Raw genomic sequence first — 17,230 nt, forward strand, 5'->3', positions numbered from 1 at the left:
TTATGCAAAACCCTACCAGTATTTTTTATCTTGATGCATAAGATAGCCAGGCTCCTGACGTCTTGCGGGATCGCGATGCGTCCAGTGTACAACGCCACCTTTGTCGTTCCATTCATAAATGCCATAAAACTCAATCGTATCGCCGCGTCGCAGATTATTAATGCGAGGTGCTAGCAGGCTGTTGAAAAACCCCATGCATGCTCAGCGTAGCCTGAAGCGTGCAGGTGTTGTGTCTTGTCTCGACGGACAGGGTGGTTCCCTTTGCTAGAGGCAAGGCGCAGCAGATGTGCGCTTCAGGCCACGCCCCCGGGGCTTTCAGGCTGGCCCGCACTCGTCGTTGCCCTTTTTCGATGGGTGGACACACACCTTCAAAAGGCCGCCTAGATTACGAGCCTGCCTGAAAGCCTGAGTACGCTTGGGGTTTTCCAACAGCCTGCCAGGTCAATATTGTGAGCAATCAGTAGGGTTTGGCGTGTCGGTAGTTCGACGATGAATCGCTGGTGACGGTCCCCTTTATTATCATCGGCCAATATTCGCAACACCCGACCTCGACCAAAGGTTTGTACATTGTGTGCGCGCTCTTGCCAAAGCTTACCCAAATCGCTGGTTGCTAAATCTTGATCCGATAGTTGTTGCGATAAATGCTGCTCGTCATTTTGTTTATTGCAAGCACTTGCTGTTACAAAAAGGCAGAGTAACAGGCCGTGGATTGTTGCTATATCGAGTGAATATTTCACTGTGGGGGCATTTAGGTATCAGACCAAACGGCAAATTCACTGCCGCCGGGTTCGCAAAAGTGAAAGCGGCGGCCCCCGGGAAACTCAAAGGTGGGTTGGACAATAGTTGCGCCGGCACCCACAACCAATTGTTCAGTCTCTTCCAAATCTGTACTGTAAAAAATAATTAGGCAAGCGCCCTGTTCGGTCCGTGAAACGGCCGAGCTTTTAAAAAAGCCGCCCTCGATAGTGGCGCTGGTAAAGGCGGTGTATTCGGAGCCATAGTCGGTAAAAATCCAGTTAAAGGCCGCCTGAAAGAATGCCTTGGTTGCATCTAAGTCTTGGGAGGGAATTTCCAGGTACTGAATATTGTTATGGTAATCCATACAGATGTCCCTTGTATAAAGTCACTTACATAGTTCGTGTCTACTTAGCGTCGCCAAAACACGGGGCTAAACAATACTAACAGCGTAAACACTTCTAGCCGGCCCAGCAGCATTGCAAAACACAGTACCCATTTTGCCGGACTGTTGATGTCCCCGTAATGAGACGCTACCTTGCCCATGCCGGGCCCCAAATTTGTGATGCAGGCGCCAATTGCTGAGAAGGCCGTTTGCAAATCGAGGCCAGTGGCGATGAGCACCAAAAACATGGCGGCAAAGGCCACTACATACATTGCGAAAAAACCCCAAACGGCTTCAATAACGCGATCGGGTACGGTGATTTTGCCAATCTTGACCGAAATAACCGCGTTGGGGTGAATCAGTCGGTGAATTTCGCGGATGCCTTGTTTGTAAAGTAGCAGCACCCGCATTGCTTTCATGCCGCCGCCGGTGGAGCCGGCACAGCCGCCAACAAAGGCAAATATAAATAGCATATAGGGCAAAAAGCTGGGAAAGCTGGAGTAGTTGCTGGCAAAACCCGCGGTGGTCATGGTGGAGACAAAGTTAAATGTCCCCAGATAGAAACTTTCTGAAGGTGTATATGATTTAGAACCGGCGAGATAGGCGACAGTAATCACAGTGCCAACCACTATCCAATACAAAAAGAATTTGAGTTCAGCGTCGGCAAAGTAATGGCGTAGAGATTTTTCTCGCCAGACAAAAAAGTGCAGGGCGAAGTTGATTCCGGCAATCAGCATAAAGACCGTACACACCATCATAATGGCGGGAGACTGATAGTGCAGAATGCTGGCATCGTGGGTTGAAAAGCCGCCGTTGGCAATGGTGGAAAATGCGTGGCTGATGGCCTCAAACCAATTCATACCTGCAACGCGGTAGGCGACTGCGCAGGCAACAGTGAACACCAGGTACATAGTGAACAGTGCTTTCGCCGTTTCGGTAATGCGCGGTGTTAACTTGTTGTCTTTTACCGGGCCCGGTGCCTCAGCACGGTATAACTGCATGCCGCCGATGCCCAGCATTGGGAGGATGGCCACGGCGATTACAATAATACCGATACCGCCAAACCACTGTAGCTGCTGACGGTAAAACAGGATCGAGGGCGGCAGCGTGTCGAGCCCGGTGATGACTGTCGCACCCGTGGTGGTCAGGCCCGAGATAGATTCAAATATGGCATCGGTAATAGATAAATCCAGACCGTTGGAAAAGAACAAGGGCACGGCGCCGAAGGAGCCCAGAACAAACCAAAACAACGCGGTGATCAAGAAGCCGTCGCGGGTACGCAGGTCGGCGCGACTTTTATAAACCGGTGCCCATATGGCGAGGCCACAGCCAAATGTGACGGCGAAGGCCATAAGAAAGGTCATGTAATTGTGGTCGTTAAACCAGAGACTGACGCTGATGGGAATAAGCAGCGTTAGGCTGAACATCATCAGGAGTACGCCGAGCACGCGGGCGATTACCGCAAAATGCATAGCGTCTCCGGAATGGTGCTCTCAACTGTGGGCATAGGTGTAATCATCAAAGTATCTTAGAAACCTGTTTAGAAAAAGGTAAACCCCACCTGAAACAGCTTTTCGATATCGCGGGTATGTTTTTTATTGAGCAAAAACACAATCACATGATCGCCGCTTTCTACCACGACATCGTCATGGGCAATAATCACTTCACTGCCTGAGCCGTTCTCGCGCACAATAGCGCCAATGTTGGCGCCTTGCGGTAAGTCGATATCCTCCAGCGCCCGCCCCACCACTTTGGACGAGTTTTTATCGCCGTGTGCAATAAGTTCGATGGCTTCCGCTGCGCCGCGGCGCAGCGAGTAAACACTGACCATATCGCCCCGGCGAACATGAGTGAGCAAGCTGCCGATGGTGGTTGTTTGCGGCGATATGGCGATATCGATGTCGCCACCTTGCACCAGGTCAACGTAGGCTGGGTTGTTGATCAGTGCCATGACCTTGCGAGCCCCCAATCGTTTGGCCAGCATTGAGGACATAATATTGGCTTCGTCGTCATTGGTGAGGGCTAAAAATACATCGGTATCTTCGATGTTCTCGTCGGCCAGTAAGTCCTGATCAGAGGCGCTGCCCTGCAAGACAATGGCTCTTTCCAGGTGTTCTGACAAGTGCGCGGCGCGCTCCTTGTTGTGCTCGACGACGCGAACGCTATAGCGGTTCTCCAATTTGCGGGCCAGGCGCATACCGATGTTGCCACCACCGGCAATTATGATGCGTTTGTAGGCGGTTTCCATGCGTCGTAATTCGCTGATTACCGCGCGAATGTCATTTTTACCGGCGATAAAAAACACTTCGTCATCGGCTTCAATAACCGTGGCACCGGTTGGTAATATAGCTTTGCCGCGACGATAAATAGCGGCGACTCGCGTGTCCACCGAAGGCATGTGCTCGCGCAAAAAGCGAAGTTCTTGCCCCACCAGCGGCCCGCCGTGATAGGCCTTTACCGCTACCAGTTGCACCTTACCCTCAGCAAAATCGAGAACCTGCAAGGCCCCCGGTGTTTCAATGAGGCGGTGAATGTAATCAGACACTAATTGTTCCGGGCTGATCAACACATCGATTGGGATCGCATCGTTGGAAAATAGATTGTTGTTGGTGAGGTAAGCGGTTGCTCTTACCCGGGCAATTTTCGTCGGGGTGCGAAACAAGCTGTGTGCCACCTGACAGGCAATCATATTGATTTCATCGTTGTTGGTGACGGCCACCAGCATATCGGCATCCTCAACACCCGCTTGTATCAATATGTCAGGGTGTGAGCCCTCGCCATGAACCACGCCGATATCAAGCCGGTCGCGCAACTCACGCAGGCGCCCTTGATTGGTGTCAATGATGGTAATGTCGTTCGATTCGTCGGCGAGGTTTTCCGCAAGGCTGGCGCCTACTTGTCCTGCACCCAGAATAATGATTTTCATAAACCTGCCAGGTTATCCCTTAACATTGGGGCTTCACTGATGTGTCAGTGCTGGTTTTGCTTGCTGCTCGCACAACTTTACCGCTTTTGGCGGTCATTTGGCTATTTTTCTCAACTTTGCATAGTAAAAGCCATCGTGGCCATCACTAGACTGCAATAACTGCCGGCCCACATCTTGGGCGATGCCCCAATCAGCGGCAATGGTTATGGTCTCGCAATCTGGCGTGCGAGCGAGAAACTGTTTAACTACTTGTCGGTTCTCTTGTGGAAGCGCCGAGCAAGTCGCGTACAGTAATATGCCACCAGGCTTAAGGGTGGGCCAAAGTGCATCGAGCAAATGGTTTTGCAGTTCGCTCAACTTGTCTATGTCAGCGGCGCTGCGCAAAAATTTAATGTCGCTCTGGCGACGAACAATGCCTGTGGCCGAGCAGGGGGCGTCGAGTAATATACGATCAAAACCTGCACCGTCCCACCAGTCGTGAGGCTTTGTGGCGTCTCCTTTTTGCACGCTTGCCGCGACGTTGAGGCGGCTGAGGTTTTCTTGCACGCGGCTCAGTCGGCGCTCGTCACAATCGAGCGCGATCACCTCGTTGAGGTTCGGCTCAGTCTGCAACAGGTGCCCGGTTTTGCCACCGGGGGCGCTGCAGGCATCGAGTACGCGCAGCCCCGGGGCTAAATCCAACAAGGGCGCCGCAAGTTGCGCCGCCTCGTCTTGAACACTGATTAAACCACTGTCGAAACCGGGCAGGGCGGTTGGGTCGGTTGCCTTTGCCAGGGTAAATCCGCAGGCGCTGTGTAGGCAGGGCTTGGCACCTATTCCGGCCTCTCGCAGCGCGTCTAAATAAGCGTCGCGCGTTTGCTGTTGGGTGTCGATGCGCAATGTCAGCGGCGGGTGGGCGTTATTGGCCTCGATCATGTTGGCAAATTGCTCGGGCCAGGCGTTGCGATAGGCGTCGATAAGCCACATAGGGTGCGACTTTTGAAATTCAGGGTTGCCGCCCAGCTTGGCGACAATGGTCGTTTTTTCACGCTGGTAGCGGCGCAAAGCGGCGTTGATCACCCCGGTTGCCCAGTTCTTTTTCAGCGCCTTAGCGGCACCCGCGGTTTCGCCGATTGCGGCGTGATCGGGAACGCGCATGTAATCTAACTGATATAAGCCCAGCAACAACAAGGCCTGAATATCGCTGTCTTTTGCGCGCAAGGGTTTGTCGAGTAGCTTGCGAACGATCAGTTGCAGTCTCGGGTAGTAGCGCATTGTGCCGTAGCACAATTCTCGTAGTAAGGCCTCATTGCCTTCATCGACCCGTTCCTGCATGGCGGGCAGGCTGCTCGCTAAAGAGCCCTTGTGACGCAATAGATCGGCGAGTACGCGAGCTGCGGCTACTCGTGGTTTCACTGGCCGGGCTCCAGCATACGATCGCCGATGGCAAACAAGTTGGCATTGCCACGCAGAATATCGGCCACAGGCAGAGCGCGTTTGCCTGGCATTTGTAGAGTTTCAATACAGAGGCTGCCTGCACCGCAGGCAACGACAATATGATCGCGGTTGATTGCGAGGATCTGACCGGCTTGCCCCTGCGAGTTTGGCCCCGGGCTGGCCTGCCAAATACGGATACGGTCGTCCGGAGCTTGCGCGGGGCGCGTAAAAGCGACGGGAAAAGGGTTGAATGCACGGATTTTACGGTCGATTTCACAGGCGGGGGCTGACCAGTCTATTTCGGCTTCGGCCTTGCTTATTTTGGCGGCGTAGTTTGCTTTAGTGTCGTCTTGTTTACGCGGTTTTGCGGTGCCCGTTGCCAGCTGCCCGATGGCCGTCAGAAGTGCCGGACCACCGAGTCGCATCAGGTTGTCATGCAGGCTACCACCGGTATCACTGGGGGTGATGGGGCAGTGGGCCTCAACCAGCATGGCGCCGGTATCCAGTCCAACATCCATTTGCATGATGGTAACCCCGCTTTCACTGTCGCCGGCTTCAATGGCCCGCTGAATCGGCGCCGCGCCGCGCCAGCGCGGCAGCAGTGAGGCGTGGACGTTGATGCAACCTAGAGGGGGGGTGTCTAGCACGGCCTTGGGTAGCAGCAAGCCATAGGCGACCACTACCATAAGATCGGCGTTCAGCGCAGCCAGTTCGGCCTGGGCATCGGCTTCTTTGAAATTGTGGGGCTGCAGAACTGGAATGCCGGCAGCTTCGGCGGCCTGTTTGACCGGGCTGGGTTTGAGTTTCTTGCCGCGCCCGGCCGGGCGATCTGGCTGGGTGTAGCAGCCGACAATCTGGTGCGGGCTGTCTATAAGCACTTGCAGGTGGGTCGCCGCAAACTCAGGCGTACCCGCGAAAATAATTCGCAGGGGTGAACTCATAAAATCTTCCTGTTGAGCGCGGCTGTGACTAGGCTTTGGCGCGGTGGAGCTTTTCCAATTTTTTGCGAATTCGCTGGCGTTTGATTTGCGATATGTAGTCGACAAAAAGCTTGCCATTAAGGTGGTCGAGTTCGTGCTGAATGCACACCGCCAGCAGCCCATCGGGCTCCAGAGTGAAAGATTTGCCGTCGCGGTCGAGCGCATCGACGCGGATTTGCGTGGGACGGTCTACGCTTTCATAGAAACCGGGCACAGAGAGGCAGCCCTCGTCATAAGGGGCTGCGTCGTCACCGAGCACAGTAACCTCAGGGTTGATAAGCACCCGGGGTTCGCTTTGGTCTTCGGATATATCCATGACCACAATGCGCCGGTGGACGTTGACCTGTGTGGCGGCGAGGCCGATGCCCGGCGCGGCATACATGGTTTCAAACATGTTGTCGATCAGCTCGCGAACACTGTCATCGACATTTTCCACAGGCTTGGCGATAGTGCGCAAACGTGGGTCGGGAAATTCAAGAATTTCAAGTAGGGCCATAAGCTTTGTGACAAACTTCTAGTAAAAAGGTAACAAGCGCTGCTAACATGATGATCGTACAGGAATTAACCTGAGTCCAGAGACATGCTTACTGGTCGCGTAGTGCGCAACATTGCGCTATTATAACGGCTAAACCGCTCAGGGCCGAACAAAAACAGGATCGGTTTCTATGAAAAAAATGATTTTTGCTGTTCTGGCACTATCCGTCGCCAGTGTGTTTTCTTGGGCCGAGTCCTCGCCGTTCAAGTCGGATTCACCCAAAGAGTACGTGGTGGCCGATGGTGACACGCTCTGGGGAATTTCGGAAAAATTCCTCGATGCGCCCTGGCTGTGGCCGGAAATTTGGCACGCCAACCCGGAAATTGATAACCCCCACCTCATTTTCCCGGGCGACGTTGTACGTATGGTGTACATCGATGGCAAGCCGCGCTTGACGGTAGATCGCACGGTTCGGTTGGTTCCCTCTGGTGATGCCAAGCTGGAACCTACGATTCGGGTGCTGCCCATTGAGGCTGCAATCCCGGCCATATCACTGGACAAAATCGCCTCTTACCTATCGCGCTCTCGCATCGTAATGCCGGAGGACGTTGAAGGTGTGCCATACATAGTGGCTGGCCCGGATAAACGCTTAATCGTAGCCATTGGCGATATCGGCTACGCGCGCGGTGATTTCCCCGATGATATTTACAATTTCAGTGTATTTCGTCAGGGTGAGACGTTTGTTGATGAGACTGGCGAAGAGGATGAGCTGTTGGGCGTTCACGCTGTTGGCGTGGGTGCAGTTTCCGTCGATAAAGTGCAAGGTGATATCGCCCGGGTTCTTGTCACCCGCTCTGATGAAGAGCTGCGTGCGGGTGACATTTTGCTGCCAAGTGCGGAGCGGGCGGTTGATTCGATCTTCTATCCCAGCGCTGCAGATTTCCCCATTGAGGCCGAAATTATCGCGGTAGAAGGTGGTGTAAGCAAAATAGGCACCATGGACGTTGCCATTATTAATAGAGGTCGTCGCGACGGCGTGCAGGTGGGCAATGTCTTTGAGGGCTTTGTCCGCGGCGAGACCATTCAGGATCGAGTGTCCGGCGATACTATTCAGCTCTTGGATGAATCGGCTGGTCTGCTGATGGTGTTCCGCACCTTCGAGAAACTGAGTTTTGTGATTGTGGTGGAAGCTGAGCGTCCGATGGCAGTCGGCGATATTTTGCGCAACCCCTAATTTCGGTAATATTGCCTTAGGGCGATCAAATTAAAGGATACTTGCCATGGATGGCATCGAAGCGGCGTTGACGCTGTCTTACCTCCCCCAATTGGGCCCCGCCCGACTCAAACAAGTGCATCAAGCACTTGGCCCTCTCCCCAATTTGTTAGACATGGGCGAAGAGCAATTAATCGACCATATGCCGGGCGCTGCACTGTGTGCATTGCGAGCTTGGCAGGACAACCTTTCTCATCCAATTCGCGAGCGAGTTCAGCGTGATCTTGACCGGGTGGCCAGCACTCGCGGTGTAACGCACTTATGCCTTGCCGATGATGACTATCCTCACTTGTTGTACAACACCAGTGCTCCGCCGCCAATATTAAGTGTTCGCGGGAGTATAGCGGCGCTGGAGCTGCCGCAGATTGCCATGGTAGGCACACGCCGCCCTACGGTGGGGGGCAGTGAAATTGCCAGAGACTTCGCCCGTTATTTGGCGGCCTCTGGTTTCGCTGTGACGAGCGGTTTGGCGTTGGGTATCGATGCTTGCGCGCACCGGGGAGCTCTTGATGCTAAGGGTGTAACCTTGGCCGTACTGGGTTCGGGGATTGATCGCGTTTATCCCGCGCGCAACCGGGCGTTGGCGGAAGAAATTGTGGATGGAGGGGGCGCCCTAGTGAGTGAGTTTTTACCGGGCACTGCACCGGAGGCAAAAAATTTTCCGCGGCGTAATCGTGTTATCAGTGGATTAAGTTTGGGCACCATGGTCGTGGAGGCGGCGATAAAGAGCGGCTCACTGATTACGGCGCGCTATGCGTTGGAGCAGGAGCGCGAGGTATTCGCTGTGCCCGGTTCTATACACAACCCCATGAGCCGGGGCTGTCATAGTCTTATTAATTCGGGCGCAAAATTGGTGGAGTGTGCGCAGGATATCATCGAAGAATTAGGCGCCGGCCTGGCTTTTAAACATGAACAGTGCCAGCCTACCGGCGACATCAATGAGGCTCAGGAGCATTGGTTGCTGCAAACTATGGGGTATGACCCGGTCACCGTTGACCACCTGTGTTCGCGCAGCGGGGCGCCAGCGGCCGATATACTAACCAGTTTAATCGAACTCGAGCTTCATGGCGCGGTAGAGCAGCGCGGTAGCTACTATTGCCGTGTGCGATAGCGCGAGCTTAAGGCATCGGGTCTTTTCTACCCGCAGCGGTTTCAGGGTGGGCGCGGCTATCATCTTGAATGTGCCGATAAGCGTAGTAACCGAGGTAACCCATAATCAGCAAAATGGCGATGATAGTAGCCGTACTAAGCAGCAAGACAAAGTCAAACATAAGTAAGCTCCGAAATTCCTATGGTGGCTAATAGCTTAATCCCCACAGTGAGTAAGGCTATTGATGCGGATCAAACTTTGTATTGCTTGGATCGCGGCAAATCGTTGACAGCTTGTGGTTCTGCCTTTTGTATTAAGGGGTTTTTATTGTTTGAGCACCGCAATTAATGTAAATTTGCGCGTTTTTCCAGCGGGGTTTGGCACTATGCGCAAATCATATCTTACGATGCTTGCAGGTTCTGGCTCGCGGGCAATGGTGGCCCTTCGCAATAATCTAGCCGGGCAACAAGGCTTTTACTCATGACGGCTTGGCTCGGGCATCACCGTATTCGGCAGGCCGCGCAAGTGTTACGGCAAGGTGGGGTTATAGCCTACCCGACAGAATCCGTTTGGGGGCTCGGTGCGGACCCGGCGAACCCTCGGGCCATTGCCCGACTGCTAGACTTAAAACACCGTCCTCGGGATAAGGGTTTGATTCTTATTGCCGCCTCTTTGGCGCAGGTAGAGCCCTGGCTCGTCTCCCTACCCAGTGATCTGCGTGCCCAGTTGGAAGCCTCCTGGCCCGGCCCAAATACCTGGCTAGTGCCCAATTGCGCCATAGCTTCACCGTGGGTGACCGGGAATCACACCAGTGTTGCCCTGCGGGTGACCGACCATCCAGTAGCGAAAGCCTTATGCCTCGCATTTGGTGGCCCGCTGATCAGCACTTCTGCCAATCCGCAAAAACGGCCTGCCGCTAAAACTGCCGTTGAGGTAAGACGCTATTTTGGCCGCAAGTTAGACTTCATTGCACCTGGGCAAACGTCGGGGCGGCGTCAGCCTTCGCAAATTCGCGATTTGTTAACAGGTAGAATTTTGCGCGGCGGCTAACGCCAGATGTACCCTCAGGCCGGTGCTGGTACAATAGCGCCCCTGTGAGGACACTATGAATGATATCCCCGATAAATTTGTTGTTAAAAAATATTTTTTAGGTCTGCAAGATCGCATTTGTCAGGCGCTTGAGGCGGTAGACGGTGGCAGCTTTCAGCGTGATGAATGGACGCGGGCTGAAGGTGGGGGCGGACAGTCACGGGTATTGGCCGATGGCGAGGTTATCGAAAAGGGAGGCGTTAACTTCTCCCATGTGACGGGTCGGGAGATGCCTGCCTCGGCCACCGCACACAGGCCTGAGTTGGCTGGACGATCCTTTGAGGCAATGGGGGTGTCGCTGGTGATTCATCCCAATAACCCTTACGCCCCAACGTCTCACGCCAATGTGCGATTTTTTATTGCGGAGAAAGAAGGCGAAGCTCCGGTATGGTGGTTTGGCGGCGGGTTTGATCTAACGCCTTACTATGGTTTTAAAGAGGATTGTGTCCACTGGCACAGTGTTGCCCGTGATGCGTGCGCTCCCCTTGGGCCTGCGGCCTACCCAAAGTATAAAAAATGGTGCGATGAGTATTTCTATTTGCGCCACCGCGAGGAAGCGCGTGGCGTGGGTGGCCTGTTTTTTGATGATCTAAATGAGCCAGGTTTTACGCAAAGCTTCGCGTTTATGCGCTCGGTGGGTGATGCCTATACCGATGCTTATGTACCGATATTGAGCAAACGCAAGGACACCCCTTATGGCGAGCGCGAGCGTCAATTTCAGCTCTACCGCCGCGGGCGTTATGTGGAGTTCAACTTGGTGTATGATCGCGGTACCCTGTTCGGCCTGCAAACAGGCGGCCGCACAGAGTCGATATTAATGTCGTTGCCTCCTTTAGTGCGCTGGGAGTATGACTTTGCTCCAGAGCCTGAAAGTGCTGAGGCCGCTCTTTGCCGCGATTTTCTGCCCGCCCAGGATTGGCTGAAGGGCGCATAAAAATAAAGAATCTTAGTAAACGTTCGGTAAAGAACATCTGTTAGCTTTGCCGCTCGTTGCAAACAGTAGGTACCCAATGACCGATAATTACGCCGTATTTGGCAATCCCATCGCCCAGAGTAAATCTCCGGTTATTCATCGACAGTTTTGCGATCAAACCGGCGAGGATATGAGTTATACCAAACAGTTGGTGGCCGAGGGCGAATTTAAACAAGCGGCGGATGAGTTCTTTCGTGCAGGTGGTCGCGGTTTAAACATTACAGCGCCGTTTAAGCTAGATGCATACGCCTATGCCAACGCACTAACACCGCGAGCAAAGCGTGCCAAAGCTGTGAATTTATTGATTAAAGAAGCTGACGGCAGTGTTACGGGGGATAACTCCGATGGTATTGGCATGGTGAATGATATGCTAAACCTAGGTTGGGACATTCAAGATAAGCACGTGCTTTTGCTGGGAGCTGGCGGGGCCGTGCGAGGCGTATTACAACCCCTGCTGAACCAGAATCCTGCACAGGTAACCATTGCCAATCGCACCGTTGAAAAAGCGGAGGAATTAGCGCAAGACTTTCACGATCTGGGCAGTATTGACGGCTGTGGCTTCGAAGCTTTGGCCGGAAAAAAGTATGATCTGATTATCAATGGCACTTCAGCTGGATTGCACGGAAGCTTACCGACGTTGCCTGATCAGCTCTGTCGTTCGGGAGCGGCTTGTTATGACATGACATACGCTGCTGAGCCGACCTTATTTATGCAGTGGGCAGAGCAGCAAGGTGCCGACAAGCTATCTGATGGTTTGGGAATGCTGGTGGGTCAGGCTGCGGAATCCTTTTATGCCTGGCGACATATCCGCCCGGAAGTGGTACCCGTTATTACTGACTTACGTCGTAAAATGAAAGAAAGTAAAAAGAAGGCGAGTTAGTCTAAGTCTTAATTGCTTAAAGAAATCGCCGACAACCTTTGGGGGTGTCGGCGATTTCTTTTACTAAGGCGTTGTTTCTTTTGTTTCATTTGTTTGCAGGGCGGTCACATTCAAAGTGTCTGTGGCGTGCCAGTCGAGCCGAATATCCCATTGGTAGCGAAACTCACCGGCCAGTGGCTCAATCGCCGTATCAATTTCACGGTAAACATTCTTAGCTGGTGAGAGTACGGCATCGCGTCCAAACAAATAACTTTGCTCTTGCACTATGCGAAAGTAGGCTTTGTTAAGATCCAGTGCGCGGCGCTTTGACGGTGCCACTAGATCATAAATGGATTCAGCCGTCGCGACTTTTGTGTGGTCGAGCTTTCCTTGTGCATCAAACCAGCGCTCTAACATCTCACCGTTTTGACGAAATTCATCGCCTCCGCCCACACGCTCCATATAGGTAAGATATTCGCCTTTACTTTCGCCTAAATTGGGAGCATCCCGAAGCGCTTTTAAGTCAATATAACCCCAGCCTTCGCTTCCCCGTTGTTTGCGGGCAAACGCAAACGTGCTATCAATGGTGGTGCCGATGGTTTTATGACAGCCCATGCAAAAGAATTGCTCCTGCTCATTTTGTTTGCGCAGCTCGCCTTTGGCATCTTCAATAAAGCCCCAAAGTAACCATCCCATTCCGTTGCTGGTGCCGCGGTCGCCGTGACTGGATACAGCAGGGAGGTTACCAAAGTGCTTTTCTTTAGCCTCGCGATAGTAGGAATTTTTCAAACGCTCTTTGGGCATAAAAGTGTGCTTGCGCATGTAGCGCACTTCTTTCATCCGTCGGGCGTTAACTATCTCTTCGCCGTCTATTCCGACATAACGAACCGAGTGCAGAAATTCGGTACCTTCAGGGTATAGCATGTAGGTCGTGACGATGTCAGAAGCGTCGCCAAAGTAGTGGTTCTGATACTTAATCTCGCTAACAGAAGTTTCCAAACTACCATTGCCATTGAAATCGACTTGGGATTCAACTTCATTGAGTGCAATGGTGGAAACCGAGGACAGTTCCGTCATCGCCATTTCCAGTAGTGCCAGATTGGCAAAGTAGACGTCTTCAGAGAATTCTCCATCTATCTCACTGAATGCCGGTGGCAAACGAATCATAACGTCGTCGGTAGAGCCGTTGGTGGGCCAAAACGTGCTGGGCAAGGGTTTGTAGTTGAAGGCGACCCAGCGGCTACCGTCGAGCGCCAGCCCCTTGTTATCAAACGCTTTTGCACCGTCTGCCAGACTATCTATGGCCGGCGCTTGTCCCTGCCATGCGTCTGTTGCAAACCAGTCTACCAATGCCGAGTAGTTATCCTGATTAATGTAATCAAGCATAAACTCGTCACTGATCTCGCCAATTTCGGCGGATCTATTTTTGAATAAGTTGCTCCAGCGATTGGTGTTACCGATGTCGGAAAAATCGTAGGAGCCCTGCAGAAAACCATCGTTCATCATGTTGGGACGGGTTTTTTCGCCAAGATAACTTTGGTGGCACACATAACAGGGGTTATTGGCACCCTCGGTTTTGGTGTAGCACTGTGGTGGAATGACCGCTTCGGGGTTGTAGGTTTCGTTGTGTGTCACGAAATCTTGTGCCGAAGGTTCAGCCGAAACTGTTGTTATGGAGCTGTTACTTGGTGCTGTCGTTGTTGAGTCTTTGCAGGCGCTGAGTGTTACAACGCCGAAGAAAACTGCGGTTATTAGCCGATACATATTGTCTGCCTTTGCAGGTCTTGCTATACGAAAAAAGGAGCCGCAATGCGGCTCCTGTCAAACGAGGTAATGGGTCGGTGTCGACTAGTCGTTAACGGATGGGTCGTACAACCACAGGGTGTTATTTTCCTGGAAGCCATCTTCACCGATTACGATACGGCCATCCTCCAATACGATCACATTGTCCGGCTGCGACAGGGCATTCACATCACAACGCTCGGCGCCGTCCAGAGTAGAGCGGTAGGTAGAACCCATTACGACGGGTTCGATGCGACTAACGTCATAGGCATCGGCACCGGTCATCAGTGGCATACGGTAAACGCCACCGCAGTCTTTGACTCGTGGGGTCAGTTGGATATCGCCCTCGTCGTCCACCATGCCGTTATCCATATCGGCAATGGCGAAGTAGACATAGGCCTGGTTCACTTCTTCGCCTTCGATCAGGTCAGTGCCTTCAACCGCTTCTTCGGCGCGCTTGTGGTTAACGTAAATACCTTCGAACTTGCGCCACTCAGCAGTAGCGCCTTTGGCGCGCGCCGCTTTGCGCGACTCCAAAAAGGCGATGCGATCATCCATTGGCATACCGGCGGTGGTGCTGCCGCCGCCGTTGGCAACGCTCGGGTAGTTGGTCTCACCGGCGGCCCAGGCTTCGGCGTCGGCATCGGTCAGGTAGTTGCTCTGGCCTTCCACAAAATCAGCGGTGGTGATGTCATCGAAGTCGGCAATCCAACCGTCAATAGTGGTGTTGTCGCTGTGGGCCAGCTCGATCCATTCGATATCAAAACCGGTGGTCAGTGGTTCAAAGCTGCCGGCATCCTGGGTCAGCTTGGCGCCATACAAAGTACCCGAGGACAAGTCGCCGGCGGTGTCGGCAACAAACTTATAAAAAACACCATTGGTATCGTCTTGTGACAGGTACACGGTTTTTGAGTCGGGCATAACGATGGAGTTTTCATGCTCGAAACGTCCCATGGAGTAGTGCTTAACCGGCACCGGATTGTCGCTGGTGGGCTCGGTGATTTCCACAATATAGTGATAGCGATAGGTGTTGGGGAAACTGGCGGCACCATCGGCATCGGTGGCGGTGGGGTCAATGTACATCGCCAGCATGTCGCGTGCGGTCTGCATCGAGGGGTCGTTCCACTCTTGGGTGTCATCCCCCTGATTGCCCCACTCTTCTGAGGTCAGCGGCGTGCCCCAGGGTGATACTGAACCGAAGCAGTTGGCGATGGTGCCGTAAGTGCCAAAGTCCAGCATTTGAACATCGTTGCTGTCTACAGACCAGTACCCGGTATTGGTGTTTTTGTTCAGTTTGATGCGACTCATGCCGCCGGGAATCGATTCCCAGTTGGTGAACAGATAACCTTCGTTGTCACCAGTAGGGATGTAAGCGTTAAAGTCCGGCATATCACTGGAGACGACCTGGGTGCTGCCGTCGGTGGCCATCACGCTACCAATGCCTTCGGGTAGGGCACCGCCAAAGGTATCCATAGTTTGTGCTAGCACTTGATATTCACCATAGGCCACTTGAATGGTTTCGCGTTCTTGCTGGCTCTGAGGAACGCCTACTGAGACTAGATTTTTAGGCAGGTTGTTAATATTAACACCGGCAACTACGCCTACCGTGCCGGTGTGGAAGGTTTTGCCTTCGCTGTCCACGGCTGCGTTGGCGTCGCTTGGGTGTTGAGCGTTGAAGAAAAGGTCGCCGTTTTCGGTAACGTAAGCACCGGTGACCTCAGCGCCTGCAGGCACGGTTGCCAGGCGGGTCAAGCCCGGAGTCATTAGGCCAGCGGTACTGCTGTCACCGTCTGTGGTGCTTTCGCCATCCGCGCCGTCTGCACCAGCTTCGCCGGCCGGACCCTGTTCGCCTTGTGGCCCTTGCTCGCCCTGAGGTCCTTGTGCGCCATCTTTACCATCATCACCATCGCAGGCGGACAGTGCCATCGCGCTGAGTATGGCCATTAGCAAACGGCCCTTCGCATTCAATTCAAATGTCATTCTTATCTCCTGATGTTGCTTTGGCTAATCGGTTGTTGAACGCCGGCAACTATAAGAAGTGAAAATGACGGTTAAATAGTACGAAGGTGAAGGTTTAGTGAAATTTAAAAGACGTCTTCACCCGGCGCTCGCGCGCCGGGCGTAAAGCCAGAGACAAATCAGAGCTTTAGGAGGCTTCGGCGATGGTAGGTTTGTCGTGCCGATGGCCTTTGACCGCGCCTTTGCGGTGAGCCAGGGCGGCTTCGAGTTTTTTCGCCGCTTGAGCGATCGCGCTGTACATATCTTGATGTGATGCTTGCACGGCGACGGGGGCTCCGAGGTATTGAGTGGTAACTTCAACACTCTGCGCAGCGCGCTCTACGGTAAGGGTGACATTGGCTAAATCGAGCTGTGGGAAGTGACTGGCGACCTTGCCTAATTTTGCTTCTACATTGTCTTTGATTGCGTCGGTAATAGTAACGTGATGACCGGAAAGATTGATTTGCATAGGGTATATTCCTTCCTTTTACCTCTGATAAGTGGCTGTCAGGTCCGGACGATTTTTTGCCGGGCCACGCTTTAAACATGAGCCCGATTTAGAAAAAATTCAAGCCTTTTACTGATTAAATTTGACAGAATTGTAATATTCGTCAATTTGACAGGGCTATATCAACGACAACACTAGTGTCAGAAATGCCTGTCGGCAAGCAATAATAGCTGTTTAAACCGTGCCCTGAGGGGCGAGTGAATGAGGGAAGGACTTGCATATGTGGATACAAACTGAGATTTCGCTGGCGCCCAAGCCTCGGGGGTTTCACCTGGTAACGGATGAAATCGAGCGTCAGATTTCGGATTTGAGCTCGATAGGGGTGGGCTGGGTGCAAGTGTTTATAAAACATACGTCTGCCAGCCTGACAATTAACGAAAACGCCGATCCGACGGTGCGAGGCGACCTGGAGCGACATTTCAACAAGTTTGTGCCAGAGCGTGCGCCCTATTATGAGCATGATTACGAAGGCGATGATGACATGCCCGCTCATATTAAAAGCTGTATTTTGGGGGCTAGCGTGATGCTGCCTATCTCTTCCGGTCGTTTTAATCTCGGTATTTGGCAGGGTATATATTTGTGCGAACACCGCAACCGAGCCGGCAGTCGTCAGTTAGTCGTTACCATAAATGGAGAGGCTAATTAGAAACTTTCTATAAACGGTTACATTTTTATCATATATAGGCAGAATATTGCCAATGATTGCGGTAACATCGTGCTGAGAGGCTGAGATTCCAATTC

At 52.8% G+C, this 17,230-nt stretch carries 18 protein-coding genes; 6 read left to right on the forward strand and 12 right to left on the reverse strand.

Going from position 1 to position 17,230, the window contains the following annotated elements; all coding sequences use genetic code 11:
• Positions 1-12: 12 nt before the first annotated feature.
• The 8 genes from QWI17_RS17860 to def all read right to left on the reverse strand — a co-directional run bounded on the left by QWI17_RS17860 (position 13) and on the right by def (position 6,938).
• Positions 13-195 (reverse strand): DUF3465 domain-containing protein, encoded by a 183-nt coding sequence (locus QWI17_RS17860; protein WP_370659584.1) that lies wholly within the window; start codon positions 193-195, stop codon positions 13-15.
• A 185-nt stretch (positions 196-380) separates the two neighbouring features.
• Positions 381-737, reverse strand: a complete 357-nt coding sequence (locus QWI17_RS17865) for a DUF3465 domain-containing protein (protein WP_302723886.1) — start codon at positions 735-737, stop codon at positions 381-383.
• 11 nt (positions 738-748) lie between these two features.
• Positions 749-1,102 carry a VOC family protein gene (locus QWI17_RS17870; protein WP_302723887.1) on the reverse strand — a complete coding sequence of 118 codons (354 nt, stop codon included), beginning with the start codon at positions 1,100-1,102 and terminating at the stop codon, positions 749-751.
• Between the two features lie 44 nt (positions 1,103-1,146).
• A complete protein-coding gene (locus tag QWI17_RS17875; protein WP_302723888.1) occupies positions 1,147-2,592 on the reverse strand; it encodes a TrkH family potassium uptake protein in 1,446 nt (481 codons plus the stop codon).
• A 68-nt stretch (positions 2,593-2,660) separates the two neighbouring features.
• Positions 2,661-4,046, reverse strand: a complete 1,386-nt coding sequence (gene trkA, locus QWI17_RS17880) for a Trk system potassium transporter TrkA (RefSeq protein WP_302723889.1) — start codon at positions 4,044-4,046, stop codon at positions 2,661-2,663.
• A gap of 93 nt (positions 4,047-4,139) precedes the next feature.
• Positions 4,140-5,441, reverse strand: coding sequence for a 16S rRNA (cytosine(967)-C(5))-methyltransferase RsmB (gene rsmB / locus QWI17_RS17885; protein WP_302723890.1), 1,302 nt, complete (start codon positions 5,439-5,441; stop codon positions 4,140-4,142).
• Entirely contained in the window at positions 5,438-6,403 is a 966-nt protein-coding gene (gene fmt, locus QWI17_RS17890; protein WP_302723891.1) for a methionyl-tRNA formyltransferase, read from the reverse strand. Before fmt ends, rsmB begins: the two co-directional genes overlap by 4 nt.
• 28 nt (positions 6,404-6,431) lie before the next feature.
• On the reverse strand, positions 6,432-6,938 hold the full coding sequence (gene def, locus QWI17_RS17895) for a peptide deformylase (RefSeq protein WP_302723892.1): 507 nt from the start codon (positions 6,936-6,938) through the stop codon (positions 6,432-6,434).
• A 169-nt stretch (positions 6,939-7,107) separates the two neighbouring features.
• On the opposite strand from def, the gene QWI17_RS17900 reads away from it, so the two are divergent.
• Entirely contained in the window at positions 7,108-8,151 is a 1,044-nt protein-coding gene (locus QWI17_RS17900) for a LysM peptidoglycan-binding domain-containing protein (RefSeq protein ID WP_302723893.1), read from the forward strand.
• 46 nt (positions 8,152-8,197) lie between these two features.
• Positions 8,198-9,301, forward strand: a complete 1,104-nt coding sequence (gene dprA / locus QWI17_RS17905; protein ID WP_302723894.1) for a DNA-processing protein DprA — start codon at positions 8,198-8,200, stop codon at positions 9,299-9,301.
• Positions 9,302-9,308: 7 nt separating this feature from the next.
• On the opposite strand, the gene QWI17_RS17910 is transcribed toward dprA, so the two are convergent.
• Complete coding sequence (locus QWI17_RS17910; RefSeq protein WP_302723895.1) at positions 9,309-9,461, reverse strand: hypothetical protein; 153 nt, start codon at positions 9,459-9,461, stop codon at positions 9,309-9,311.
• Positions 9,462-9,760: 299 nt separating this feature from the next.
• Between QWI17_RS17910 and tsaC the strand changes: the two genes are divergently transcribed.
• The 3 genes from tsaC to aroE all read left to right on the forward strand — a co-directional run bounded on the left by tsaC (position 9,761) and on the right by aroE (position 12,222).
• Complete coding sequence (gene tsaC / locus QWI17_RS17915; RefSeq protein WP_302723896.1) at positions 9,761-10,330, forward strand: L-threonylcarbamoyladenylate synthase type 1 TsaC; 570 nt, start codon at positions 9,761-9,763, stop codon at positions 10,328-10,330.
• A 55-nt stretch (positions 10,331-10,385) separates the two neighbouring features.
• Complete coding sequence (gene hemF / locus QWI17_RS17920) at positions 10,386-11,303, forward strand: oxygen-dependent coproporphyrinogen oxidase (protein ID WP_302723897.1); 918 nt, start codon at positions 10,386-10,388, stop codon at positions 11,301-11,303.
• Positions 11,304-11,379: 76 nt separating this feature from the next.
• Entirely contained in the window at positions 11,380-12,222 is an 843-nt protein-coding gene (gene aroE, locus QWI17_RS17925; RefSeq protein ID WP_302723898.1) for a shikimate dehydrogenase, read from the forward strand.
• Positions 12,223-12,285: 63 nt separating this feature from the next.
• Here the strand turns inward: aroE and QWI17_RS17930 are convergent, their stop codons facing one another.
• The 3 genes from QWI17_RS17930 to hpf form a co-directional block, all read right to left on the reverse strand.
• Complete coding sequence (locus QWI17_RS17930; protein WP_302723899.1) at positions 12,286-13,965, reverse strand: Aq_1262 family (lipo)protein; 1,680 nt, start codon at positions 13,963-13,965, stop codon at positions 12,286-12,288.
• An 84-nt stretch (positions 13,966-14,049) separates the two neighbouring features.
• Positions 14,050-15,963: an alkaline phosphatase PhoX gene (locus QWI17_RS17935; RefSeq protein ID WP_302723900.1), complete on the reverse strand. Its 1,914-nt coding sequence runs from the start codon at positions 15,961-15,963 to the stop codon at positions 14,050-14,052.
• 166 nt (positions 15,964-16,129) lie between these two features.
• Positions 16,130-16,450, reverse strand: coding sequence for a ribosome hibernation-promoting factor, HPF/YfiA family (gene hpf / locus QWI17_RS17940; protein WP_302723901.1), 321 nt, complete (start codon positions 16,448-16,450; stop codon positions 16,130-16,132).
• A gap of 259 nt (positions 16,451-16,709) precedes the next feature.
• On the opposite strand from hpf, the gene QWI17_RS17945 reads away from it, so the two are divergent.
• Complete coding sequence (locus QWI17_RS17945) at positions 16,710-17,135, forward strand: secondary thiamine-phosphate synthase enzyme YjbQ (protein WP_302723902.1); 426 nt, start codon at positions 16,710-16,712, stop codon at positions 17,133-17,135.
• Positions 17,136-17,230: the final 95 nt, after the last annotated feature.

Origin of the sequence: Gilvimarinus gilvus (assembly GCF_030518155.1) — a bacterium.
GTDB lineage: Bacteria > Pseudomonadota > Gammaproteobacteria > Pseudomonadales > Cellvibrionaceae > Gilvimarinus > Gilvimarinus gilvus.